This is a genomic window from Mariniflexile sp. AS56 (genome assembly GCF_030552475.1).
GTDB lineage: Bacteria > Bacteroidota > Bacteroidia > Flavobacteriales > Flavobacteriaceae > Mariniflexile.
The window spans coordinates 1-25226 of the sequence record NZ_JAUPED010000001.1 but is presented as its reverse complement, the minus strand read 5'-3'; the positions used below and the strand labels follow the sequence as shown (position 1 = coordinate 25226).

Genomic DNA, 25226 nt, shown 5'->3' with positions numbered 1-25226 from the left:
TAGTATCTAAAATAACACTTTGCGAAATAATTAAAATTAAGATTATAAATCATTAAATAAAATGCCTTTTTTGATTTTTTAAAACTTAAATTTGCAAACACATTTAAATTAATTATTCACATAAATATCACCCTTTTGGAAAATAGAGCAGCACATAAATTAATTGATAAAATTCTGAATGATCTTGATAAAACGGGCATCAATACAGATACATTAATTAACGATATTAAAGAGTTAAGAACTTATGCCTTAGAAGAGCAAATCCCTTTAGTAGTAAAGGTTTTAAGACTTACTTATGAGCATATTGAAGCGAATGACTCGTTTTTAATACCAATGCTTGTTGATGAGGATGATGAAGAGGAAGCGGGTGTTGAAGTTGAAACAGAAAACGAACCTGTTGAAAGCTTAAAATACTTAATCGCACTTATAAAGAACCTAAATAACAAAATAAACATATCAGACTTAAAAGAGTATAGAGATCTTTTAAATCAATAGAAATTATAAGTTATTATAGTTTAGAATTAAAATAGCCTTAACAAATTTGTTAAGGCTTTTTAAGTTTAGTTTAATGTTTAGTTATAATGTTATCCATTCATGGATATTAAAAACTCTTCGTTGTTTCTAGTTTGTCTGAAACGATCGTTTATGAATTCCATAGCTTCAACCGGGTTCATATCCGCAAGGTATTTGCGCATTACCCACATACGTTGTATGGTGTTTTCATCTAATAATAAATCGTCACGACGCGTGCTTGAAGATGTTAAATCGATAGCAGGGAATATACGACGGTTAGATATTTTTCTATCTAACTGTAGTTCCATGTTACCTGTTCCTTTAAATTCTTCGAAAATTACTTCGTCCATTTTAGAACCAGTTTCGGTAAGTGCTGTAGCTATAATGGTTAAAGATCCACCATTTTCTATATTACGAGCTGCACCGAAAAAACGTTTTGGTTTGTGTAATGCATTCGCATCTACACCACCACTTAATATTTTTCCAGAGGCTGGTTGTACAGTATTATAAGCTCTTGCCAAACGTGTAATAGAATCTAAAAGAATCACTACATCATGCCCACATTCTACCAATCGTTTTGCTTTTTCAAGAACAATATCGGCGATTTTAACATGCTCGTGTGCTTCTTTATCAAAGGTTGAAGATATCACCTCACCACGTACATTACGTTGCATGTCGGTAACCTCTTCCGGACGCTCATCAATAAGTAAGATCATTAAATATACTTCAGGGTGGTTGGCCGCAATAGCGTTCGCAACATCTTTAAGTAACATGGTTTTACCCGTTTTTGGCTGTGATACAATCATACCACGTTGTCCTTTTCCAATAGGAGAAAACAAATCCATAATTCGTGTAGAAATGGTGCTTTGTTTTTCAGCTAAATTGAATTTCTCTTGAGGAAATAATGGTGTTAAATGTTCGAAAGATACACGGTCTCTAACAACTTCTGGTTTTTGGCCATTAATTCTTATTACCTTAATTAAAGGGAAATATTTCTCACCTTCTTTTGGTGGTCTTACGTTTCCTAAAACAGTATCACCTTTCTTTAAACCAAATAAACGAATTTGCGATTGTGATACATAAATATCATCTGGAGATGATAAATAGTTGTAATCAGATGAACGTAAAAATCCATATCCATCTTGCATTACATCTAAAACACCTTCACTTTCAATAATGGCATCGAATTCGAAATCAGGTTCACGGTAACGGTTTCTAGTATCTTTGTTACCAGCGTCAACATTACCATTTTTTTGGTTTTTATGTTGATTTTTTTGAGGCTGATTCTGGTTGTGGTCTCTTTTTTGATTCGCAGGTTTAGATTGGTTATCGTTAGTGCGTTCTTTTGGAGCTCTAGGTTTAGGGGTGTTAACCGGTTTTTTTATTTCTTTAGTTTCTTGAGGTGCGGTCTCTGTTTTTTCAACAGTAGGCGCCACAACTTTTTCAACTACAGGTTGTGATTCCTGTTTTATAGGGGCATTTTTAGCGGGTTTTACAACGCGTTGTCTTGGTTTTTTAACTATCTTTTTTTCTGGGGCAGGAGCCTCAGGTTGTGATGCAGGCGCTATTACGGCTTCCACCGCTTTTGGGTCAGTAGCTTGCTGGTCTAGTATCTGGTAAACTAGATCTGCTTTTTTAAGGGAACGGTATTTTGGGACGTTCAATTTTTGCGCAATCTCTTGTAATTCAGAGAGCTTCTTTTCGTTTAATTGTGAAATTTCAAACATTGATGTTTAATATAAAATGTGTTTCGAATATAAATTTGAACTATTCTGAAAAAAAATGAATTTTATTCTGAAGAATTAACAACCTCTATGTGTGGTTGTTGGGGATTATTACTGCAATTATACGACTTTATTTTAATTTTTTACATTTATTTTCCAAAAGAAACCATTATTTTTGCCTTGAAGTATTTAAAAAACATATGTTACAACGCATTCAAACCGTATACCTTTTTCTCGCAGCACTCGTGTCTGCGGGGTTAATTTTTGTATTACATTTATGGGTTACAAATGATGACGTTATCATGTATGCAAAAGATAATGTGCAGTATCTAGGATTGTTTCTTGGGTCGGCATTATTATCGATAATTACTATATTTAAGTATAAAAACAGGAAGTCTCAATTTATGTTGGGACGACTTAACATCATATTAAACTTTATTTTACTAGGACTTTTTGTATATCAATCTCTAAATGTATCTGGAGAGACGGCGGTTTCTGAGAAAGGTATTGGGATGCTTCTTCCTATTGTTTCTATCGTGTTTTTGGCCCTAGCCAATAAGGCCATCAAGAAGGATGAAGATCTCGTAAAATCTGTAGATCGATTACGATAAAACCTAATATCTTAGTAGTATTAGTGCGTTAAAACCCAAAGTGAAAGCTTTGGGTTTTTTATGTTTAGAACTTTTAGTGCCGGTTTGAACTAATTTCGATTAATTCACAATGTAATACCTTCAAAATAAGGCATAAAAAAAGTCTGGAGTATATCCAGACTTTTTACCTTCTACCTAAGTAAAATGTTATTTGATTTCGAGAAGTTCTAAATCGAACGTTAAATCTTGTCCTGCTAATGGGTGATTAGCATCTATAATAATGTGTTCTTCATGAACTTCTGCTACGCGAAATTGCACTTCAGTACCGTCAGGGTTTTTTGAAGCTAATCCCATACCTACTTCTGGAGTCATATCCGGAGGTAGTTGGTCTTTCTTAACTTCGTGAAACAATTCTTGTTGAATATCACCGTACGCTTCAGCTACAGGAATATTAATTGTTTTTTTCTCATTAACCGTCATGTTTACCATTCCTTTTTCAAAACCAGGAATCAACATGCCTTGGCCTAAACTTATTTCTAACGGTTCTCTATCTAGTGAACTGTCAAAAATTTGACCATTGCTTAATTTTCCTGTGTAATGAACTTTTACGGTATCATTCTCTTTTACTTGACTCATAAATAATTATGTTTACTGTTTTTAAATAGGTACAAAACTACAATTTATGAATTGAATGTCATAATCTGAGCCAATGAATGCTAGCCTTTGGGGAAATATTAACATAAAGTTGCGATAATTTGGAAAGAAATACGCTTTGTATACTGTTTTTTTGTGTTATTTAGGAAATTCTATCACTTCTAAATTATCAATTTTTGAACCATCGATCGTAAAACGAAGCATGGTCCTCACTTTATGAAACCCGTGTTTACCAACTGCTCCAGGATTCATGTGTAATAAATTTAGTTTTTTATCGGGCATTACTTTTAAAATATGAGAATGGCCACTAATAAAAAGTTTAGGTGGGTTTGCTCTTATTTCATCACGCACACGCACATTATAAGCACCCGGATAACCGCCAATATGTGTAATCCACACATCGACACCTTCACACATAAACCGATTGTTTTCTGGAAATTCGCCTCTAATTTTAGATTCATCTATATTTCCCCAAACAGCACGTAAGGGTTTTAAAGCTTTAATGGCATCGGTTACTTTTAAATCGCCTATATCACCGGCATGCCAAATTTCATCAGCTTGTTTCACATGCTTCAATATGCTGTCGTCTATATGGCTGTGTGTATCTGAAAGAAGTAATATTTTTATCATGAATTATAACTATAATGTAGTTTGTAAAGTTATTGATAATTCATTTAAAAAGGCTGTAAACTAATAAAACGCTTTGTTTTGATTTTGTGAGAAAATAATCTAAATTCGTTAAAGTGTTAAAACTGAATACTATATTAGTTGTTCTGGCTGAAAGCAAACTAAATATTTAAAAAATTGGACTTATGGTTGATATCTTTAGAGGAAGTGTAGAGGAAACAATGATTGTTATAAATTTATTGGAAAGTGAAGATATTCAGGTTTTTGTGCCGAATCAATTAATGGCGAGTATTGAACCTATAGTAGTAACTTCAGGAGGATTTAATTCCGTAACACTTAGAATCCATGAAGAATATTTTGAAAAAGCGAAAAACATTCTTGATGATTACAATAACGGGAGTTTAAGTTTAGATTAATATTTCTGAAGAGTTATAGGTCAAAACATTTAGCTTGTATTTCAACTCAAGAAGGGACCAGTCGATATAAATAAAGGTGATGATTTGCCTTTAAAGAGCATACAAGTATTTCAAGGAATACAAATGCATACTATTTATATTAATGAAATTGGAAATGCTGTGTTTAAGGAATGAAAAGTTCCGAGTCTTTTCGGGTGACGCTCAAAGAACTATTTTAATATTTAATTAAGATTCATGCCTTCGGTGGAATGACAAAACTGCCTATCTTTGCTTTTCATTAAAAGTATAGATACAAATTGCGATATTTTATAGAACTTTCTTATAATGGTGCTGCCTATCATGGTTGGCAAAAACAACCCAAAGCCATTTCTGTACAAGAAGTTATTGAAAATGCTTTGTCTTTACTTTTAAAGGAAACCGTTGCTATAATGGGAGCTGGCAGAACCGATACGGGGGTGCATGGTAAACAAATGTTCGCGCATTTTGATACCGATATTGTTTTTAATGAAGTGAATCTAACTTTTAAACTCAATTCGTTTTTACCAAAAGATATTGCCATTCAAACTGTTTTTGAAGCTAGGGCCGATGCACATGCGCGTTTTCATGCCTTAAGCAGAACGTATTTGTATCGCATAACCATGCAAAAAAGCGCCTTCAATTTTGAGAACGCTTACTACGTGAAGCAACCTTTGGATGTGGAGAAAATGAAGGAAGCTTCAAAAATTCTATTTCAGTATAAAGATTTTCAATGCTTCTCCAAAGTTAATACCGATGTTAAAACCTATAATTGCGACATCATGCAAGCAGATTGGTTTTTCGAAAATAATGAACTCCATTTTGTAATAAAAGCGGATAGATTTTTAAGAAACATGGTGCGAGCCATTGTTGGTACCATGGTGCAAATTGGTTTAGGTAAGCTAGAAGTGGACGATTTACACAGTATTATAAAATCTAAAAACAGGCGAGAGGCAGGGTTTTCGGTACCCGCACATGCCTTGTATTTAACAACAATTGAATATCCAAACGATATAAAAATATAATGACTAAAGCGAAAGAAAAAATTTTTGATTTCACATTGTTTAACCGGCTGTTTCAATATATAAAGCCGTACAAAGCGATCTTTTTTAGCTTAGTAGCCTTGGTTATTTTGTTGGCTATTTTAAGCACAGCAACACCTTACATTACTAAATATGCTATTGATAATAGTATTGCTGTGAAAGAGCCAAAAGACTTTATGTTTTATGTGCTTATTATGTTTGCGGTTTTAATTTTTCAAACCATTTTTCAACTTGCTTTTATATATTATGCAGCGTGGTTAGGGCAGAATTTAGTGAAAGATGTGCGAGAGAAACTGTTCAATCATTTACTTAGTTTTAAAATGAAGTATTACGATAATTCTTCGGTAGGTGTTTTGATAACCCGAGCGGTGACCGATATGGAGCGTATTGCTGATATTTTTGGTCAAGGTTTGTTTACCATTTTTAGAGATTTACTCGCCATGATTGTTGTTTTTGGGGTGATGGTTTATATTAACTGGCGTTTAAGTTTAGTTGTTTTTATCATGCTTCCGTTATTAATGTATGCAACTAGAATTTTTCAGAAGTATATGAAAGTAGCTTTTGAAGATGTTAGAAATGAAGTGTCAAACTTAAACTCCTTTGTACAAGAGCGCTTAACAGGGATGAAAATTTTACAGATTTTTACCCGTGAAGATATCGACTATAAAAACTTTAAAGCCATAAATGAACGCCATAAAAAGGGATGGTTAAAAACGGTTTGGTATAACTCTATTTTCTTTCCGTTACCCGATTTAGTGTCGTCTATAAGTATTGGTTTGATCGCTTGGTATGGTGGGTTAAACATTGTTTTAAAGGGAACTGAAGTCTCTCAAGGTGATTTAATCGCTTTCGTGATGTTTATCCCTATGTTATTTAGACCCTTACGCCAAATGGCCGATAATTTTAATACCCTTCAAATGGGAATGGTTGCCGCAAACCGTGTATTTAAAATTTTAGACACCACTTCGCATATCGATGATACGGGCACGCATGTTGTGGAGCACTTTAAAGGCAATATTAATTTCGATAAAGTGTTTTTTAATTATGTTGAAGATGAAGATGTTTTAAAAGGAATTTCTTTTGATGTAAAACAGGGTGAAACCGTTGCCATTGTTGGCGCTACTGGTGCAGGAAAATCGACAATTATCAATTTATTAAATCGTTTTTATGAAATTAAAGACGGGGTGATTTCTATTGATGGTATGAATATAAAACAGATTACTTTAGCCTCACTACGTACTCAAATTGCGGTGGTTTTACAAGATGTGTTTTTGTTTGCCGATACTATTTTAAACAATATAACCTTAAATAATCCCGAAATTACCGAGGCAGAAGTTACACTAGCTGCCAAGGAAATTGGAGTACACGATTTTATTGTGAGTTTACCAGGTGGTTATCACTATAATGTAAAAGAACGCGGGGTTATGTTGTCTTCAGGACAGCGTCAACTTATTTCGTTTTTAAGAGCTTATGTAACCAATCCTAGTATTTTGGTTTTAGATGAAGCGACTTCGTCTGTCGATTCACATTCCGAACAACTCATTCAAAATGCCACAGATAAAATGACCAATGGCAGAACCTCTATTGTTATTGCCCATCGCTTGGCGACTGTTAAAAAAGCAGACAAAATTATCGTGATGGATACTGGTGAAATTGTTGAGGAAGGCACACATGCACAACTTCTTAAAAAAGAAAACGGGTATTATAAAAATTTATATGAAGTGCAGTTTTTAAAGGAGGAAGTTATTTAAGCTAAGTCCTTTTTAATCAATAAGTTTAGTTGGGTGTTGTCTTCAAAAACAACAAACTCACCATCTTTAAAGTAAGAGATAGTTCCTGTTTCTTCACTAACAGCTAGAGCTAAAGCATCGGTTTTTTCGGTAACTCCAATTGCAGCTCTATGGCGTAAGCCAAAACGTTTAGGAATGGTTTTCTCATTGTTTAATGGTAGAATAACACGTGTTGCCTTTACAATATTGTTACTAACAATGATGGCACCATCGTGTAACGGGCTGTTCTTGAAAAATATACTTTCAATAATAGGTTGGGTTACTTTTATATTCATTTCATCTCCTGTAGCGCTTATAAAATCCAAATTGTTGTTTCTTTCAAAAACAATTAAAGCCCCCGTTCTTGAATTAGCCATTTTTATACAGGCGGAAAGTACAGCATCCACATTGGTTTCGTCGCTGGTTTCTGTTTTTAAGAATTTAAGTTGCTTGAAAATTTTTCCGCGTTTACTAAAGTTTGTGGAACCTACCATTAAAAGAAATTTTCTAATTTCCGGCTGAAACACGACTATAAGGGCAATAATTCCCACCTTCATAAATCCGCCAAAAATACCCGAAAGCAATTCCATATTAAGGAAATTGGTAAGACGCCACACTAAATAAATAATAATGATACCTATAAAAATATTTATAGCAACGGTTCCTTTAACTAGTTTGTATATGTAGTAGAGTAGTAGCGCTACTAGAATAACATCTATAATATCAACTACAGAGAATTTTAAAAGGTCATTGAAAATTTCCAAGGTAAAATGGGTTTTGGTAAATTTAGTAAATATATATAATTAGGAGTTTAAACTGTTCATTAATTTCACACATTCCATAGCCTCCTTCACATCGTGTACTCGTAAAATGGAAGCACCCTTTTGAAGAGCAATAGTATTTAAAACAGTGGTGCCGTTTAATGCCTCACTAGCTGTGGTTTCTAATGTTTTGTAAATCATAGATTTTCTGGAAACACCCACTAAAATCGACTTTTCAACCATCTTAAATAATTCTAATTCGTTTAGCAATTGGTAATTTTGCTCCAAAGTTTTTGCGAATCCAAAACCGGGGTCTATGATAATGTCTATAAGTCCTAAAGCTTTCGCTGCTGCAATACGTTCAGAGAAATAAAACAGGATGTCTTTAGTTAAATGGTTGTATTGGGTGTGCTGCTGCATGGTTTGTGGCGTTCCTTTCATATGCATCATAATATAAGGGACCTTCAAATTGGCAACGGTTTGCAACATGAGTTCGTCTAATTTTCCTGCCGAAATATCGTTAACTAAGGCAGCTCCAGCTTCAATACATTGTTTTGCAACGTTGCTTCTAAAGGTGTCAATGGAGATTAACGCATCTGGGAAGTTTTTTAAAACCAATTCAACAATAGGTACTATGCGCTGTAATTCAATAGTTTTACTCACAAAATCGGCATTAGGTCGCGAACTATAAGCGCCTATATCTATAAACGTAGCACCTTGATTCAGCATGAGTTCGACATGATTTAGAATGGCCGACTCATTTTTATGATGGCCGCCATCGTAAAACGAATCGGGGGTAATGTTTAAAATCCCCATCACTTTGGGAGATGATAATTCAATGAGTTTTCCTTTGCAGTTAATAGTCATAGTTTATTTCGCCACGAATGCACGAATGTTTTTTGTTACATTTTACAATGAAAAAGAATAGAGTCTTCAAAATTAATGAATCGGAATCAGTTCCACATCAAAAAATAATTATTAGTGTATTCGAGCTAACTAAAAAAAGTTTGAACTTACAACTTTGCACATTCAACTATTTAAGCGAAATTTACACAAAATTCATTTTATTACATGCCAGATACTTCAAAACAATACGATGCCGTTATAGCTACTTGTAAAAGTTTATTTACTAAAAAAATGTCTGACTACGGAAGTGCATGGCGCATTTTGCGTTTGCCATCTCTTACCGATCAAATTTTTATTAAAGCACAACGTATTCGCGGACTTCAACAAAATGCCGTTAGAAAAGTAGATGAGGGTGAGGTAAGCGAGTTTATTGGTATTATTAATTATAGTATTATGGCTTTAATTCAGTTGGAAAAAGGGGTGGTAGAGCAACCTGATTTATCAACAACTGAAGCTACCGAATTATACGAAAAACATGTAGCCATCACCAAAAAATTAATGGAAGATAAGAACCATGATTATGGTGAAGCGTGGCGAGACATGCGTGTGAGTAGTTTAACCGATTTGATTCTACAAAAACTATTACGTGTAAAACAAATTGAAGATAATAAAGGTAAAACCTTAGTGAGTGAAGGCATAGACGCTAATTACCAAGATATGGTGAATTATGCGATTTTTGCAATGATTCATTTAAACGAAAAGTAGTTGTTATTTCTTTGGAAGTGGGATGACATAAGATATATAAGTTTTAATTAATAAAATTCCTGTCTTTGCAGGACTGGTGAGAATTATGAAGGTATTAGTAAGCATATCAAGAATTTTAGTAGGTGTTTTATTTATCATTTCAGGATTAATTAAACTTAACGACCCGCTTGGGTTTTCATATAAATTACAAGAATATTTTAGTGTCGATGTTTTAAACATCCCGTCCTTAGAACCTTATGCCTTAATTATTTCTGTGTTAGTGGTTGTTTTTGAAGTGGTTTTGGGTGTGTTTTTAATAATTGGATACAAACCAAAATTCACGGTTTGGAGTTTGTTGGGCATGATTGTGTTCTTTACGTTCTTAACCTTTTATTCAGCCCATTTTGATAAAGTGAAAGATTGTGGTTGCTTTGGGGACGCCTTAAAGTTAACGCCATGGGAAAGCTTTACCAAAGATGTTGTTTTATTAGCTTTAGTTCTCATTTTATTTATTGGTGTTAAGCATGTAAAACCTGTTTTTGGCAGCTTACAAACAACTGTTTTAGCGCTATTGAGCTTTATTTTTAGTTTTTGGTTGGGCTACCATGTACTTATGCATTTACCTGTGGTGGATTTTAGAGCTTATAAAATTGGAAACAATATTTTGGAAGGTATGTCTACACCAGAAAATGCTCCAAAACCAGTTATTGATTACTATTGGAAATTTAATGTGAATGGAGAGGAAAAGGTGATTAAAACAGATGGTGCTTATCCAGATGTTGCTGGTGATTTTGTTAGCGTGGATACCAAAACGATTGACGAAGGTTACCAACCGCCTATTTTAGATTTTTCTATTGAAAGTGATGAGGAAGATTTAACAACCCAATTTCTTTCTGAAGATAATCTAATTATTGTGGTGTCATATAATTTAGAGAAAATGGAAAAAGCGGGTGCTGAAAAATTAAAAACGATGTCCGATGCCGCTATTAAAAAAGGATACAAAGTTATAGGCTTAACAGCATCGAGTACGGAAGCTAAACAGCAAATTAAAGAAACCTATGGTTTGAATTTCGACTTCTATTTATGTGACGAAAAAGCACTTAAAACAGTTGTGCGTTCAAACCCAGGGATTTTAGAGCTCGACAAAGGCACGGTGAAACAGAAAGTACATTGGAATGATATAGACGATTTGAAATTGTAGTTTTTAGTCACAGTCACAGTCACAGTCACAGTCACAGTCACAGTCACAGTCACAGTCACAGTTTTTAGTGAGGTGAAAGAGAGGCTTTTTTTAGAATCAATAAATAAACCATTAACAAGTAAATATTTTATAAACTGATAACCTATCTGCTAAATAAAATCACATACGCACTACTCACTTTGTTTGGGGTGGTTACTGTTATCTTTTTTTTATTCAATGTGCTTCCGGGCGACCCCGCACAAATGATGTTGGGGCAAAATGAAGGCAGTGAGCAATTAGCCATTGTAAAACAAAAATATGGTTTCGATAAACCAATAAGTACGCAGTATTTTTATTATTTGAATGATTTATTGCCTATATCACTTCATTCCAATGATAAACAAGATTATACTTTTCTTAAAACTGGTAAATATTCCGCAGCTAAATTAGTCACTATTGGTAATACCACGTTGGTTTTAAAGTTTCCTTATTTGCGCGAATCGTTTACGAAACAAGGAAAGAAAGTAAGCGATGTTTTAGCTGAAACACTACCAAATACCTTTGTGTTGGCAGTTTCGGCGATTGTTATAGCTATGATTATTGGCATCTTTTTGGGCATCATTTCAGCGCTGTACAAAGACCATTGGCTTGATAAAACCATACAAATATTAAGCACCTTCGGTATGAGTGTGCCCTCGTTTTTTAGTGCCATTTTATTCGCTTGGTTTTTTGGTTTTGTTTTGCATGAATACACCTCTTTAGAAATGACGGGTAGTCTTTATGAATTAGACGATTTTGGTGAAGCCAACCACATGCAACTTAAAAATCTCATTCTACCCGCGATTGTTTTGGGCATTCGCCCGTTGGCGGTGGTTATTCAATTAATGCGTAATTCGTTGTTAGAAGTTTTTAATCAAGATTATATTCGAACAGCCAGAGCTAAAGGGCTTAGTGAGTTTCAAATTATAACAAGGCATGCCGTTAAAAATGCATTAAACCCCGTAGTTACAGCCATTTCTGGTTGGTTTGCTTCCATGTTGGCTGGAGCCGTTTTTGTTGAGTATATTTTTGGGTGGAATGGACTTGGAAAAGAAATTGTAAATGCCTTAAACACACTAGATTTACCTGTTATTATGGGTTCCGTGTTAATTATCGCGTTATTCTTCATAATTATTAATATTTTTGTCGACATAATTTACGTTTGGTTAGACCCTAAAGTTAAACTTCAGTAATTTTGACATTTCCGTATGGACGGACTTATTTTAATTAAATTTTAGAACATGAAACACATGAAATATATACTAATTTGCTTCCTAAGCATTCTAAGCTGTAAAGCTCAAGAGACGCCTACAGAATTTTCAGAAGCAGCATTAAACGATACGTTTGTAACACTTGATGGTAATTCTATAAGCTTCAAAGAGATTTTACAAGCAAATAAGGGCAAAACGCTGGTGATCGATGTGTGGGCATCTTGGTGTAAAGATTGTATTGGAGGTATGCCTAAAGTTAAAAGCTTACAGAAAGCAAATAAAGAGGTGACTTACCTGTTTTTATCTCTAGATAAAGCTCAAGACGCTTGGAAAAGAGGTATTAAAAAATACGACGTAGCAGGACAGCATTATTTTATGCAATCTGGCTGGAAAGGCCCTTTTGGAGCATTCATTCAATTAGATTGGATTCCTAGATATATGGTTGTTGGACCTAACGGAAACATTAAATTATTTAAAGCCATTGAGGCTGATGATAAGAAAATAAAAGAAGTTTTATAGTAATTAAATAAAATCCCTTCATTAAAGGGTAAATGAAAGATGAGAAAACAAATTGTTGCAGGAAATTGGAAAATGAATAATGATTTAGCACAAACAGAATCATTACTTACAGCTTTGAAAGCACAAACCAAAACATCAAACGCAGAGGTTATGGTGGCTCCAACCTATACAAACCTTTTTCAAGCGTATCAAGCTTTAAAAGAAAGTGATGTAGAAGTGATTGCACAAAACATGCACTTTGCAGAAAATGGTGCTTACACTGGTGAGATTAGCGCAAGTATGCTTAAAAGTGTTGGTGTAAAAACGGTTATTTTAGGTCACAGTGAGCGCCGTGAATACTTTGGTGAAACAGATGCTATTTTAGCTAAAAAAGTAGATGCAGCATTGGCAAACGATTTACGTACAATTTTCTGTTTTGGTGAAGTTTTAGCCGATAGAAAATCTGGAAATCATGAAGCTGTTGTAGAAAGTCAAATTAAAAATGCTTTGTTTCATTTGGAAGCATCTCCATTTAAAAATATCGTGTTGGCTTATGAGCCTGTTTGGGCCATTGGAACTGGCGAAACGGCTAGTCCAGAGCAAGCACAAGACATGCATGCCTTCATCAGAAAAACATTAAATGATAAATATGGTGCCGATGTAGCGAATAGCGTCTCTATTTTATACGGAGGAAGTGTAAAGCCAAACAACGCACAAGAAATTTTTGGTAAGCCAGATGTAGATGGTGGTTTAATAGGTGGTGCTGCACTTAATGCAGACGACTTTTTTGCTATCGTAAACGCATTTTAAATATATAGCACGCGTCGATTAATTTCGAATTTGTGTTAAAAAGGAATAAGGATATGGGCGTTACCCCGATAAAAATCGGGGTCGCGCTTTTCGTTATATCTTTTTTTCGTGCCTCAAAAAAGGATGCCACTACAATCGCTAACGCAGGTCACAACAAACAGCAGTATTCAAATTAAAAAATAGTATTTCAGTATGTCAAATATCATTTACCTAGGTTATGAGTTCAAAGTAAGCCCTTTGCAACCGGGAGTAGAAATTCTTATTGCAGAATTGGGTTATGCAGGTTTTGAAAGTTTTGTAGAAACGGAAGAAGGTGTAACCGCATATATTCAAAAGGAAGAATGGAATGATGCGATATTAAGTGATGTTCAAATTCTAAATTCAGAAGAGTTTAAAATCGATTTCACATATAATGAAATTGAGCAAACCAACTGGAATGAAGAATGGGAAAAGAATTTTAATCCTATTATTGTAGATGATGCCTGTTCTGTTCGTGCACCGTTTCATGAAAAACCAGATACCCAATTCGATATTATCATAGAGCCAAAAATGAGTTTTGGTACTGGTCACCATGAAACCACTCATATGATGATTCAGCATATTTTAAAAAACGATTTCACTAATAAATCGGTTTTAGACATGGGTTGTGGTACAGGTGTTTTGGCTATTTTAGCCGAAATGAAAGGTGCTAAACCAATTGATGCAGTCGATTATGATAACTGGTGCTTTTTAAATAGTGTAGAAAACGTAGAGCGTAATAATTGCGCGAGTATTACAGCGATAGAAGGTGATGCGAGTGTTTTAGCTGGCAAAAAATACGATATTATTATTGCGAATATCAACCGTAATATATTGCTTAATGATATGGAAATTTACGTGTCTTGTTTAAATAAAGGTGGTGTGTTATTTTTAAGCGGTTTTTATAATGATGACATACCTGTTATTCAAGAGGAGTGTGAAAAGCACATGTTAAAGTTTGAAGAAAAGTTGGAAAGAAACCGTTGGGTTGCCTTAAAATTTTTAAATTAGTATAAGAATTGATTTGTTCTCTTAGGGGAATTGTCTGAAAGATAGATGAATATGAGTACACAAGAAAAAACATTAGAAGAAGTATTACTGCAAGAAGAGGTGCTTACTCAAAACGAAATTGTGTTGTATAATGACGATGTTAATACCTTCGATCATGTTATAGAAACGCTTATTCATGTGTGTGAACACACAGCGGAACAAGCAGAGCAATGCGCCATCCTTGTTCATTACAAAGGGAAGTGTACTGTTAAAACAGGGGTTTACGACGACTTAAAACCGCGTTGTAGCACGCTACTTGAAGCGGGTTTAAGTGCCGAGATTATTTAAAAAATATTAATGTGGTAGTTTGTCTTTTAAAATACCATAAATAAAAGTACCTACAACAGCTGCAGCAATAACTATAAGTATGCTGTATGCGCCAGTTCCTAATAAAATATACATGGGTCCTGGGCAAGCGCCTACAAGCGCCCAACCTAAACCAAAAATGATACCTCCAACAATATATCGGGTAATTCCGTTGTCCTTTTTTGGTACAAAAATATCGGCGCCTTTAATGCTTTTTATGTAACCTTTCTTCGAAATTTGAAGAAATAGAACACCTAAAGCAACAGCAGACCCTATAATACCATACATGTGAAACGATTGAAAACGAAACATTTCATAAATACGGTACCAGGATACAGCTTCAGATTTCACTAAAACAATACCAAAAAATACGCCTACTAGTAAAAATTTAAAATATTTCATGGTCTAAAAAATTAAGGGTAAAATAAAATTTGTCATGATCAATCCGCCAATAAAAAATCCGATAACGGCAATGAGTGATGGTTTTTGTAAACTACTTAATCCAGTAATGGCATGTCCTGAAGTACAACCACCAGCGTAACGCGTTCCAAAGCCCACCAGTAGTCCACCAATAATTAATAAGAGCAAACCTTTCGGAGATGTTATAGCTTCCATGTCGTACATTTCAGAAGGTACTAGGGCTGCTCCAGCGTTTTCAAAACCCATATGTTGTAATTCTGTAACGGTTGTTGGGTTTAAAGCGCTTATAGAATCGTTCGATAAATAATGAGTCGCTATGAAGCCTCCAATAATGGCGCCAGCTACCACGGTTAAATTCCATGATTGGTCTTTCCAATTGAATTTGAAAAAGCTGGAAAATTTATCGGCTCCCATCATGGTACACATCGTTCTTAAGTTTGAAGACATGCCAAAGGTTTTGCCAAAATAGAGGAGTAGTGCCATAACGATGGCGATAAGTGGACCTGAAATATACCAAGGCCACGGATTTAAAATATAAGTCATACTTGTTTGTTTGCTGCAAAGGTAAACAGAAGCAATAATTAGTTTTGTAATAAATGTTACTTAAGGCGGGTTATTCATTAAAATAAGCACATTATGGGAGGTTTTTATTTTAAAAATAAAAATGATTTAAAAATTGAAATAAATTTGGTGTTGTTTTAATAAAATTATTATATTTGCACCCACTTAAAAAGGCCTCGTGGCGCAACTGAATAGCGCACTTGATTACGGCTCAAGAGGTTACTGGTTTGAATCCAGTCGAGGTCACTAAAAGCTAATATAATTAGCAACAAAACCATGTAAGTCTTATGATTTACATGGTTTTCAGGTTTTTAGGAGTACATAAGATTTGAATTGATTTGATTTTAAATGTGAGCTAAAAGGATAGCTTTTTTCAAAGTGTGAGCTTAGCTCACACTTTCATCAAATTACTTCATTGAATTAGAATAGTTGATTTGACTTTCGTCTCAATAAATGTTTAATAATTTAAAGACGACAACTATGCGTACACAAAACACTTTTTCAACATTATTTTTAGTGCAAAGTTATAAAGCAATCAATAACGAAGCACTTCTCTATGCAAGGATTACAGTAAACGGTAAACGAATTGACATTAGCTTAAAAAGGAAAATTCCTTTACAACTTTGGGACAGTACCAAAAAGAAGGCACGAGGTAATTCAAGGGAGGCTCGACAAATCAACCAGTATTTGGCTCAGGTGCAAACACAACTTTTTCAATGCTACCAAGATTTAAAATTCAAAGGAGAACTTATCACGGCAAAATTGATAAAGGAAATTTATTTGGGTGAAGATGAAAACTCCAAGACACTCCAAAATATTTTAGAATATCATACTGGTAAAACGGAAAACACATTTGCTTCTGGAACTGTACGAAATTTTGGGGTAACTGAAAGGTATATTAAAAAGTTTCTCAACAAACACCTAAACACTACAGATGTTTATCTCAATAAGCTTGATTATAAATTTATTTGTGATTTTGAAAATTTCCTTCACTGCTATTGGCCAAAAGGCCATCCAAAAGCAATGGGCAATAATACCATCATGAAACACATTCAAAGATTACGAAAAATGGTAACGCTTGCCTTTCATTTAGAATGGATAGATAAGGACCCTTTTGTTAGATGGAAACCAACTTATGAAAAAACAGATAGACCTTATTTGACGGAAAATGAACTATCAAATATTGAGTCCTATCAGTTCTCAATAGAAAGGCTAGAACGAGTAAAAGATTTGTTTGTTTTCAGCTGCTATACGGGGATTGCATACATTGACTTAATGAATTTAACAAAAAATAATATTCTGAAAGGGATAGATGGTAACGATTGGATCTTTACGAATCGTCAAAAAACTAAATCTTCTGTTAAAGTTCCCTTATTAGAAAAAGCACAATATCTTATTGATAAATATCAGGATCATCCGATGTGCCAAATAACCGAAACTTTATTTCCTAAAATAACCAATGAAAAAGTTAACTTTTATCTCAAGGAGATTGCAAATGCAGTAGGTTTGAAAAAGAACCTCACTTTTCATATGGCTCGACATACATTTGCCACCACTGTTACTTTAAGTAATGGAGTTCCAATTGAAACGGTTTCTAAACTTTTAGGTCATTCCAAGATAGCTTCAACACAAATATATGCAAGGGTGATTGAGCGAAAAGTCAGTGATGATATGCAAAAGTTAAGGGAGCAACTTTTGAAAGCCAAGAGTAATTCAGATAAAGTTAATGATAGTTTGTAATTAGCTACTAAATTTTGAATAAAACTAACATTATGACTCGTATGATAGATTGATATGTCACATCCATTAGGATTAAAAGGGTTTGAAGAAATTTAAACCCTTTTTATTATACCTAGAACAGTATAAGTATTAAATATTTTGTTTTAAGTTCGAACTTTTGGATTATAAATTATATTTAAATAATTTTAAATTTGAGTAATCAATTTATTTTAAACAAAATTGCGATATTAAAAACTCACAATTAGCATGCAAGAATGGGAAGAAATACCAAATATTGATTTGTTTTCTGATGGAGGAGCTGAACCTAATCCTGGGAAAGGTGGTTTTGGGGTCATTTTATCTTATAAAGGTCGATCAAAAGAGTTCTATCAGGGTTACCAATTAACAACAAATAACCGCATGGAGTTAATGGGGGTTATTTTTGGTCTAGAACAACTAAAAACTAAATCAAATGTGGAAGTTTATACCGATTCAAAATACGTTGTTAATGGAATTACAAAAGGGTGGGCTGAAAAATGGAAAAAGAATAATTGGTATAGAAAAAAGAATGCAAAAGCTGTTAATAGTGATTTGTGGGAGCAATTGTTAAATATTATTGCTAAACATCAGGTTAATTTCAATTGGGTAAAGGGACATGACGGACATATAGAAAATGAAAAATGTGACCAATTAGCCAATAAAGCCCTAAATTCCAATAATCTACTCGAAGACCAAGGCTATGAGCCTTCGGGGGTAATTGAAGAACAACCGAATGAAACTTTTAAGTCAACTAATTTATCCTCAAAAAATAAAATTTTAAACGAAGGTGATAGTTGTAGAAAATGCAATACCACAGTAATTAAGAAAACGCCAAAAAGCAAAAAGGTGAAGCCGGATCAAACATATTATTTTGAGTATTATCTATTTTGTCCAACATGCAAAACAATGTACTTCGTGGAGGAAGCCAAAAGGGAGATTTCACAACAAAATAATTTATTTTAAAAAATAAAGTTATCATCATAGTTTAGCTCACATAAGCCAGTATTTTACTATAAGAATTTATATATTTACAACAATATATAGTTGGATTATCAATTTATAACAAGACTTATTTCAGAATCTCATAATGTTATTAAAACAGGTATCCAGCCAGAATAAATTATTTACTTAATATTAATGAGCGGCATAGTTTTTATCGACATTGAGATTGACCCAAAAAGTAATAATATAACAGATATAGGAGCTGTTAATAACAAAGGGCTACAATTTCATTCTAACTCGATATATGACTTAAAGAAATACATCAATGGTGATAAATATGTGTGTGGACACAATATTTTAAAACATGATATACCGTATCTTGAAAAGTCATTAAAAATTGATTTTTCAAGCAATTATGCGATTGATACATTACACCTTTCGCCTTTACTTTTTCCTGAAACACCTTATCACGCCTTACTTAAAGACGATAAATTACAATCTGAAGAACTTAATAATCCTTTAAATGATGCTATAAAAGCAAAAGATCTGTTTTACGATGAAGTTTCTATGTTTATGGACATGGATAATGATTTGAAACAAATCTTATTTGCTCTGCTTGGAGATCTCAAAGAGTTTTCCTCATTTTTTAGATTCGTTGGATATTATTTTCAAGATTTAAAAATAGTTGAGCTTATAAAAGAAAGATTTAAATCTCAAATTTGTGATAATGCTCAAATAGAAAAACTTGTTAAAGAAAGTCCTGTTGAACTGGCTTATTGTTTGGCATTAATAAACACAAACAGTCGCTATTCAATAACGCCTCCTTGGGTTATTAAAAACTATCCTGATGTAGAGCGAGTAATGTATTTATTGCGAAATAATCCATGTATATCTGGTTGCCATTTTTGTAATCAATCATTGGATGCTAAAATTGGATTAAAAAAATATTTTGGATTTGAATCTTATCGAACTTATAACGGTAAACCATTGCAGGAAGAAGCTGTTAATGCAGCAATTAACAATAAATCTCTTTTAGCGGTATTCCCAACCGGGGGAGGAAAATCAATTACTTTTCAAGTTCCAGCATTTATGAGTGGGGAAAATGTGAGAGGATTAACGGTAGTTATTTCGCCACTTCAATCGTTAATGAAAGATCAAGTTGATAATCTTGAAAAATTAAGTATTACCGAAGCTGTTACTATTAATGGTTTACTTGACCCAATTGAAAGGGCAAAATCTTTTGAAAGAATTGAAAATGGATCGGCCTCTATTCTATATATCTCACCTGAATCTCTACGCTCTAAAACTATAGAAAATCTATTACTTAAACGAAATATAGTTCGTTTTGTGATTGATGAAGCACACTGTTTTTCATCTTGGGGTCAAGATTTTAGAGTGGATTATCTTTATATTGGAGATTTTATAAAGTCGTTGCAAGAAAAGAAAAATTGCGAAGGTAATATTCCTGTGTCTTGTTTTACTGCTACAGCGAAACTAAAGGTGATTGAAGATATTAAAAACTATTTTCAGGAAAAGTTGTCAATTCAATTAGAGACTTTTAGCTCGAAAGCATCACGTACAAACTTAAATTATAAAGTTATCCCAAAGGATACTGAAGAGGAAAAGTACAATACAGTTCGTAATCTTATAGATGGCAAACAATGCCCAACAATAATATATGTTTCCCGAACCAGAAAGGCATTCGAGTTAGCTGAAAGACTATCGAATGATGGTTATTTAGCAAAGCCATATCATGGAAAAATGGATAAACAGGAAAAGTCTGAGAATCAAGATAGATTTATATCAGGGGAAGTTCAGATTATGGTGGCAACATCTGCTTTTGGAATGGGAGTTGATAAAAAAGATGTAGGAATGGTAATTCATTATGAAATATCAGATTCTCTAGAAAACTATGTACAGGAAGCAGGAAGGGCTGGTAGAGACGAAAATATAACAGCAGAATGTTATGTTCTTTATAATGAAGAAGATTTAAGTAAACACTTTATTTTACTAAATCAGACGAAACTCAATATTAAAGAGATACAACAAATTTGGAAAGCTATTAAAGACATTACGAGATTTCGCTCTACTGCTTCAAATTCAGCATTAGAAATCGCTAGAAAGGCGGGTTGGGATGATACTGTTGTTGAAATAGAAACAAGAGTTACCACTGCTATTGCAGCACTGGAAGAAGCTGGATATCTTAAACGTGGTCAAAATATGCCACGAATATTTGCGAATAGTATATTATCTAAAAATGCTCAAGAGGCCATTGAAAAGATTAATACGTCAGATCGTTTCAATGAAAAACAAAAACAACATGGTGTTCGAATTATCAAAAAATTATTTTCAAGTAAAAGTCGAAAACAAGGAAATGACGAAGCGGCTGAATCAAGGATTGATTACATTTCTGATCATCTTGGGATTTTAAAAGAAGAAGTAATTAATGTGGTTAATTTGCTTCGCGAAGAAAACATATTGGCTGATACGAAGGATTTAACAGCCTTCATTAAAAGGGGTGAAAATAAGAATCGTTCACTCGGGATCGTTGAAGTTTTTAGTAAAATTGAAAACTTTTTTTTAGGACAAATTGAAGAAAAGGAAAAATCTTTTCATTTAAAAAATCTTAATGAACTTGCAGAAGAGGAGGGGTTTAAGGATGTTTCTCCTAATAAACTAAAAACAATAATTAATTATTGGACTATAAAAAATTGGATCAGAAGAAATAATGATGGTTATTCAAACAATCATTTTACTATAGTTGCAAATCATCCCATTAGTGAACTAAAAAACAAATTAGAGAAGCGACATGTATTAGCTGAGTTTATTGTTAAGTTCTTATTTAATAAAAGTAGTCAAAATCTAGCTGAGTCTGATTTACATAAAGAACAAATACTTGTTGAGTTTTCGGTACATGAATTAAAACAAGAATATGAACTCGAAAGTGTTCTTTTCAAATTGGATATTCAAATTTCAGATATTGAAGACGCCTTGTTCTACTTGTCAAGAATTGATGCCTTAAAAATAGAAGGAGGATTTTTAGTAGTTTATAATAAACTGAGTTTTGAACGTTTAGAAAAGGATAATAAAAAACGGTATAAAGCTGAAGATTATACGAAGCTTAAACAATTCTACGAGAATAAAATCCAACAAATTCATATTGTTGGGGAGTACGCTAAAAAAATGATTAGCGATTACAAAGAAGCTTTGCAATTTGTTGAAGATTATTTTCAGTTGAACTACGCGTCTTTTTTGAATAAATACTTTAATGGAAGTAGACAAAATGAAATAAAGAGGAATATCACTCCAGCAAAATTCAGACAGTTGTTCGGTGAACTTTCTCCAATTCAATTAAATATTATTAAAGATAATAGTTCCCCATATATTGCAGTAGTTGCTGGACCTGGCAGTGGAAAAACAAAACTACTCGTGCATAAACTAGCTTCCCTTTTGCTAATGGAAGACATAAAACACGAACAGTTGTTAATGGTAACTTTTTCAAGAGCTGCAGCTTCTGAATTTAAAAAACGACTATTTCAATTAATTGGAAATGCAGCGAGTTTTATTGAAATAAAAACTTTTCACTCGTATTGTTTTGATTTACTTGGCAAAGTTGGATCAATAGAAAAGTCAGATACTATTATTAAGCAAGCCATCGAAAAGATCAATAATAATGACATTGAATCTAATCAGATAACTAAAATGGTTTTAGTTATCGATGAAGCTCAAGATATGGATTGTCATGAATTTGAGCTTATTAAGACATTAATGGGGCAAAATGATGAAATGAGGGTTATTGCGGTTGGTGATGACGACCAAAATATTTATGAATTTAGAGGAGCCAGTTCGAAATACTTGGAAAGGTTTATCATTCAACATCAGGCTAAAAAATATGAGCTTAATGTAAATTTCCGGAGTAAAAGTAATTTGATAGAATATACTAATCAATTTGTTGAGACAATAAATCATCGACTAAAGCAAACTCCTATTATTGCACATCAAAAGGACAATGGATTAGTTAAAGTAACACAATATTCCAGTGATTATTTAATTAACCCCACTATTCAAGATGTTTTGACTTCAGACCTTTCTGGAACAACCTGTGTTTTAACGCAGACAAATAATGAAGCGTTACAAATAACGGGACTGCTAATTAATAATGGATTACCTGCTAAGCTAATCCAAACAAATGATGGGTTTAGTCTATATAATTTGTTAGAAGTAAGGTATTTTATTGAACAGTTAAGTGCTACAAATAATACGATTATAATTAGCGACACTAATTGGAAAGAGGCAAAAAGAAAGCTGTGGGATAATTACAAGGGAAGCACAAAAATTGATATTTGTATTAATCTGATTAAAGAATTTGAACTAAGTAATCCAAAGAAAAAGTACCTATCAGATTTTGAGGTGTTTATTAGAGAATCAAAACTTGAAGGTTTCATAAACACAAACGGAGAAACAATATTTGTATCTACAATACATAAAGCCAAAGGAAAAGAGTTTGACAATGTTTTTTTGATGCTGGATCATTTTAATCCAGAATCCGATGAGAAAAAAAGACAACTTTATGTATCCATGACTCGTGCTAAACAAAAATTATCCATTCACTTAAATGGTAATTATTTAAATAATATTACTTGCATCGGTTTAGAACATAAAATAGACAATAATCGTTATGAAGATTCCAGTCTGTTGGTTTTACATTTAACACATAAAGATATTTGGTTGGACTATTACCTTTCTAATCAACATCTTCTTTCAGACTTAGTAAGCGGGGATAAATTAATAGTAAATAGCGATGGATGCTCAGACAATAATGGAAATATAATTGTTAAGTTTTCCAATAGTTTTAAGGAAAAAATCATTGCATTTAATAGTAAGGACTATATTTTAAAAAGCGCCGTGATTAACTATTTAGTTTATTGGCAAAAAGAAGACACTAATGTAGATGTCATGATAATATTACCAGAATTACACCTACTTAGGGAATAAAAATTAGATATTGAACTTTCAACAAAAATGTGAATTAGGCGCAAAAAAAGCTATGCACTCAATATGAAATAACAACATTTTTTAACGAACTTTCAAGATTGATGAATTTGATTTTACTTCCTGTTTTCGATCTATTATTTAAAAGTGATTTTTTGTAAGTTTTTTGCATTGGTTTAAGCGTTTTTCATATCTTTCAAACTCCTTAGTTTTAATTAAAATAGCTCGAAAAGAATCATTTTTAATTATAATATTTTTTATATTACCACTAATAAGAACCTATTATCATTATTTCAAAATTGACCTATAACACAGATATAAACTCCTTTGGGGGCATACAAGATTATCACATGATTCATGAATCACTAAGAAGCTATTTTAATGGTGAAAGTGATTTAAAGAAGCGCTTTGTCGAAGATAATATTTTCGGCATTAGAACAGAGGAAGGTAGAGGACGGTTCTATAGAGGAATTAAATCTTCAATTCTTACTTTTCAAAACGCTGAACACGAAGAAATTTATTGTTCATTTTTCAACACATTAGATCAGGCTTTGCCATATAATTTACTGATATTTTGGCAACTTTCAATTAATAACAGACTCTTTAATGTAATTAGTAAAAATTTTTACTTAAAATATTATTTCAATGGTAAGCTTTCTATAACCGGGCATGATGTCTTTTATTTTATGCAAGACCTTAAAGAGAAAGATGAAGATTTTGAAAGTCAGAATTGGACAAAGAAAACAACCGAACCGGTAGCCTCTAAGTACTTAACCGTTCTTCGTAAATTAGGTTTAGTTGAAGGTGTACAAAAGAAACAACTTCTTCATATTCAAATTTCCGATCAAGAGTTCACTGTATTTTTATATCTTCTGATTGCTATTTATGGAGAAGGAACAAATTTCTTAAATCACGAATTCAATATTTTTTCTTTTGTTTCAAATGAGAGTTTTAACGAACGGGTAAAACTGTAGGCTTCCCCTGGTTAGAACTGTTTAAATTTCCAAAACTTCTATAAAGTTATCTTTTTTTAATTTAATATTATTAGCCTTGATGGCATTAAGTTTTGCATATTTTATTGGTGATACTTTTCCTAAACTATCATGTGGTCTGTGATGATTATAATCTTTCATCCATATTTGTGTTTGCTCCCTAACTTGGTCAATGTTCTCAAAGATATATTTATTTAGAACACCTCTGCGATAAGACCCATTGAACCGTTCTATAAAAGCATTTTGAGTAGGCTTACCAGGTTGTATGTATTTAAATTCAATATTATGCATGGTACTCCATCCATATGTGATCTTAGCTATAAATTCAGGACCATTATCCATTCTTATTTTTTTTGGTTTGCCTTTTCTATTTATCAAATGATTGAGCACCCATACAATGCGGTTGCTCGTTAATGAAAAGTCTATTTCTATGTGCAATGCCTCCCTATTATAATCATCAATGATATTAAATGCTCTAAATCGTCTTTTATTTTCCAGCACGTCGGTTACAAAATCCATGCTCCATGTGTGATTTGGTTCTACGGGAACCTCTAAGGGTTCGAGGATTCTTGCTGGTAAGCGTTTCTTTACTTTTCGTCTTAAAGGAAGACCTAATGCTTTGTAAACACGATAGACACGTTTATGGTTCCACAATTCACCTTCTTCACGCAAGCGATCATAAGCCTTCCAAAACCCCTCTTCAGGTCGCTGGAGAGCCTTTTCTTGTAAAGCTTTTTCTATTTCAGA

Annotated in this window: 24 protein-coding genes and 1 tRNA gene; 17 read left to right on the top strand and 8 right to left on the bottom strand. The window is 33.2% G+C overall.

Annotation, left to right across the window (positions count from 1 at the left end; genetic code table 11):
- Window positions 1–135: 135 nt before the first annotated feature.
- Window positions 136–495, top strand: a complete 360-nt coding sequence (locus Q5N74_RS00125; RefSeq protein ID WP_304386633.1) for a hypothetical protein — start codon at window positions 136–138, stop codon at window positions 493–495.
- An 89-nt stretch (window positions 496–584) separates the two neighbouring features.
- On the opposite strand, the gene rho is transcribed toward Q5N74_RS00125, so the two are convergent.
- Window positions 585–2240: a transcription termination factor Rho gene (gene rho, locus Q5N74_RS00120; RefSeq protein ID WP_304386632.1), complete on the bottom strand. Its 1656-nt coding sequence runs from the start codon at window positions 2238–2240 to the stop codon at window positions 585–587.
- A 197-nt stretch (window positions 2241–2437) separates the two neighbouring features.
- Here rho and Q5N74_RS00115 point away from each other — a divergent pair, with 197 nt between their 5' ends.
- Entirely contained in the window at window positions 2438–2848 is a 411-nt protein-coding gene (locus tag Q5N74_RS00115) for a DUF4293 domain-containing protein (RefSeq protein WP_304386631.1), read from the top strand.
- Between the two features lie 186 nt (window positions 2849–3034).
- Here Q5N74_RS00115 and Q5N74_RS00110 read toward each other — a convergent pair whose 3' ends face one another.
- Window positions 3035–3463 (bottom strand): peptidylprolyl isomerase, encoded by a 429-nt coding sequence (locus Q5N74_RS00110; protein WP_304386630.1) that lies wholly within the window; start codon window positions 3461–3463, stop codon window positions 3035–3037.
- Between the two features lie 156 nt (window positions 3464–3619).
- The gene (locus Q5N74_RS00105) at window positions 3620–4111 is read right to left on the bottom strand and encodes a metallophosphoesterase (protein WP_304386629.1); all 492 of its coding nucleotides are present in this window, start codon (window positions 4109–4111) and stop codon (window positions 3620–3622) included.
- Window positions 4112–4293: 182 nt separating this feature from the next.
- Between Q5N74_RS00105 and Q5N74_RS00100 the strand changes: the two genes are divergently transcribed.
- From Q5N74_RS00100 to Q5N74_RS00090, 3 genes are all read left to right on the top strand, one after another.
- Window positions 4294–4524 carry a DUF2007 domain-containing protein gene (locus Q5N74_RS00100; RefSeq protein WP_304386628.1) on the top strand — a complete coding sequence of 77 codons (231 nt, stop codon included), beginning with the start codon at window positions 4294–4296 and terminating at the stop codon, window positions 4522–4524.
- Window positions 4525–4820: 296 nt separating this feature from the next.
- Window positions 4821–5564, top strand: a complete 744-nt coding sequence (gene truA / locus Q5N74_RS00095; protein WP_304386627.1) for a tRNA pseudouridine(38-40) synthase TruA — start codon at window positions 4821–4823, stop codon at window positions 5562–5564.
- Window positions 5564–7333 carry an ABC transporter ATP-binding protein gene (locus Q5N74_RS00090; protein ID WP_304386626.1) on the top strand — a complete coding sequence of 590 codons (1770 nt, stop codon included), beginning with the start codon at window positions 5564–5566 and terminating at the stop codon, window positions 7331–7333. The genes truA and Q5N74_RS00090 overlap by 1 nt, the downstream gene beginning before the upstream one ends.
- On the opposite strand, the gene Q5N74_RS00085 is transcribed toward Q5N74_RS00090, so the two are convergent.
- A complete protein-coding gene (locus Q5N74_RS00085; protein WP_304386625.1) occupies window positions 7330–8115 on the bottom strand; it encodes a diadenylate cyclase in 786 nt (261 codons plus the stop codon). The genes Q5N74_RS00090 and Q5N74_RS00085 overlap by 4 nt on opposite strands.
- 39 nt (window positions 8116–8154) lie before the next feature.
- Window positions 8155–8979 (bottom strand): dihydropteroate synthase, encoded by an 825-nt coding sequence (gene folP / locus Q5N74_RS00080; RefSeq protein WP_304386624.1) that lies wholly within the window; start codon window positions 8977–8979, stop codon window positions 8155–8157.
- Window positions 8980–9183: 204 nt separating this feature from the next.
- On the opposite strand from folP, the gene Q5N74_RS00075 reads away from it, so the two are divergent.
- The 7 genes from Q5N74_RS00075 to Q5N74_RS00045 all read left to right on the top strand — a co-directional run bounded on the left by Q5N74_RS00075 (window position 9184) and on the right by Q5N74_RS00045 (window position 14796).
- Window positions 9184–9723, top strand: coding sequence for a DUF1599 domain-containing protein (locus tag Q5N74_RS00075; RefSeq protein ID WP_304386623.1), 540 nt, complete (start codon window positions 9184–9186; stop codon window positions 9721–9723).
- An 85-nt stretch (window positions 9724–9808) separates the two neighbouring features.
- Window positions 9809–10903 carry a BT_3928 family protein gene (locus Q5N74_RS00070; RefSeq protein ID WP_304386622.1) on the top strand — a complete coding sequence of 365 codons (1095 nt, stop codon included), beginning with the start codon at window positions 9809–9811 and terminating at the stop codon, window positions 10901–10903.
- Window positions 10904–11037: 134 nt separating this feature from the next.
- Window positions 11038–12114, top strand: a complete 1077-nt coding sequence (locus Q5N74_RS00065; protein ID WP_304387159.1) for an ABC transporter permease — start codon at window positions 11038–11040, stop codon at window positions 12112–12114.
- Between the two features lie 57 nt (window positions 12115–12171).
- Window positions 12172–12651, top strand: coding sequence for a TlpA disulfide reductase family protein (locus tag Q5N74_RS00060; RefSeq protein ID WP_304386621.1), 480 nt, complete (start codon window positions 12172–12174; stop codon window positions 12649–12651).
- Window positions 12652–12690: 39 nt separating this feature from the next.
- A complete protein-coding gene (tpiA, locus tag Q5N74_RS00055) occupies window positions 12691–13440 on the top strand; it encodes a triose-phosphate isomerase (protein WP_304386620.1) in 750 nt (249 codons plus the stop codon).
- A 192-nt stretch (window positions 13441–13632) separates the two neighbouring features.
- Window positions 13633–14469 carry a 50S ribosomal protein L11 methyltransferase gene (gene prmA, locus Q5N74_RS00050; protein WP_304386619.1) on the top strand — a complete coding sequence of 279 codons (837 nt, stop codon included), beginning with the start codon at window positions 13633–13635 and terminating at the stop codon, window positions 14467–14469.
- A gap of 51 nt (window positions 14470–14520) precedes the next feature.
- On the top strand, window positions 14521–14796 hold the full coding sequence (locus tag Q5N74_RS00045) for an ATP-dependent Clp protease adaptor ClpS (protein ID WP_304386618.1): 276 nt from the start codon (window positions 14521–14523) through the stop codon (window positions 14794–14796).
- A 6-nt stretch (window positions 14797–14802) separates the two neighbouring features.
- Here Q5N74_RS00045 and Q5N74_RS00040 read toward each other — a convergent pair whose 3' ends face one another.
- Both Q5N74_RS00040 and Q5N74_RS00035 read right to left on the bottom strand, forming a co-directional pair.
- Window positions 14803–15216, bottom strand: a complete 414-nt coding sequence (locus tag Q5N74_RS00040) for a DUF6691 family protein (protein WP_304386617.1) — start codon at window positions 15214–15216, stop codon at window positions 14803–14805.
- A 3-nt stretch (window positions 15217–15219) separates the two neighbouring features.
- Entirely contained in the window at window positions 15220–15777 is a 558-nt protein-coding gene (locus tag Q5N74_RS00035) for a YeeE/YedE family protein (RefSeq protein ID WP_304386616.1), read from the bottom strand.
- A gap of 190 nt (window positions 15778–15967) precedes the next feature.
- Here Q5N74_RS00035 and Q5N74_RS00030 point away from each other — a divergent pair.
- The 5 genes from Q5N74_RS00030 to Q5N74_RS00010 all read left to right on the top strand — a co-directional run bounded on the left by Q5N74_RS00030 (window position 15968) and on the right by Q5N74_RS00010 (window position 24461).
- Window positions 15968–16041, top strand: a tRNA-Arg gene (locus tag Q5N74_RS00030).
- A gap of 234 nt (window positions 16042–16275) precedes the next feature.
- Window positions 16276–17535 (top strand): site-specific integrase, encoded by a 1260-nt coding sequence (locus Q5N74_RS00025; RefSeq protein ID WP_304386615.1) that lies wholly within the window; start codon window positions 16276–16278, stop codon window positions 17533–17535.
- A gap of 246 nt (window positions 17536–17781) precedes the next feature.
- Window positions 17782–18516: a ribonuclease HI gene (rnhA, locus tag Q5N74_RS00020; protein WP_304386614.1), complete on the top strand. Its 735-nt coding sequence runs from the start codon at window positions 17782–17784 to the stop codon at window positions 18514–18516.
- A 174-nt stretch (window positions 18517–18690) separates the two neighbouring features.
- Window positions 18691–23490, top strand: coding sequence for a RecQ family ATP-dependent DNA helicase (locus tag Q5N74_RS00015; RefSeq protein WP_304386613.1), 4800 nt, complete (start codon window positions 18691–18693; stop codon window positions 23488–23490).
- 347 nt (window positions 23491–23837) lie between these two features.
- Complete coding sequence (locus Q5N74_RS00010) at window positions 23838–24461, top strand: BrxA family protein (protein ID WP_304386612.1); 624 nt, start codon at window positions 23838–23840, stop codon at window positions 24459–24461.
- Window positions 24462–24482: 21 nt separating this feature from the next.
- On the opposite strand, the gene Q5N74_RS00005 is transcribed toward Q5N74_RS00010, so the two are convergent.
- A partial coding sequence (locus tag Q5N74_RS00005) for an IS3 family transposase (protein WP_304386611.1) occupies window positions 24483–25226 on the bottom strand: 744 nt, incomplete at its 5' end.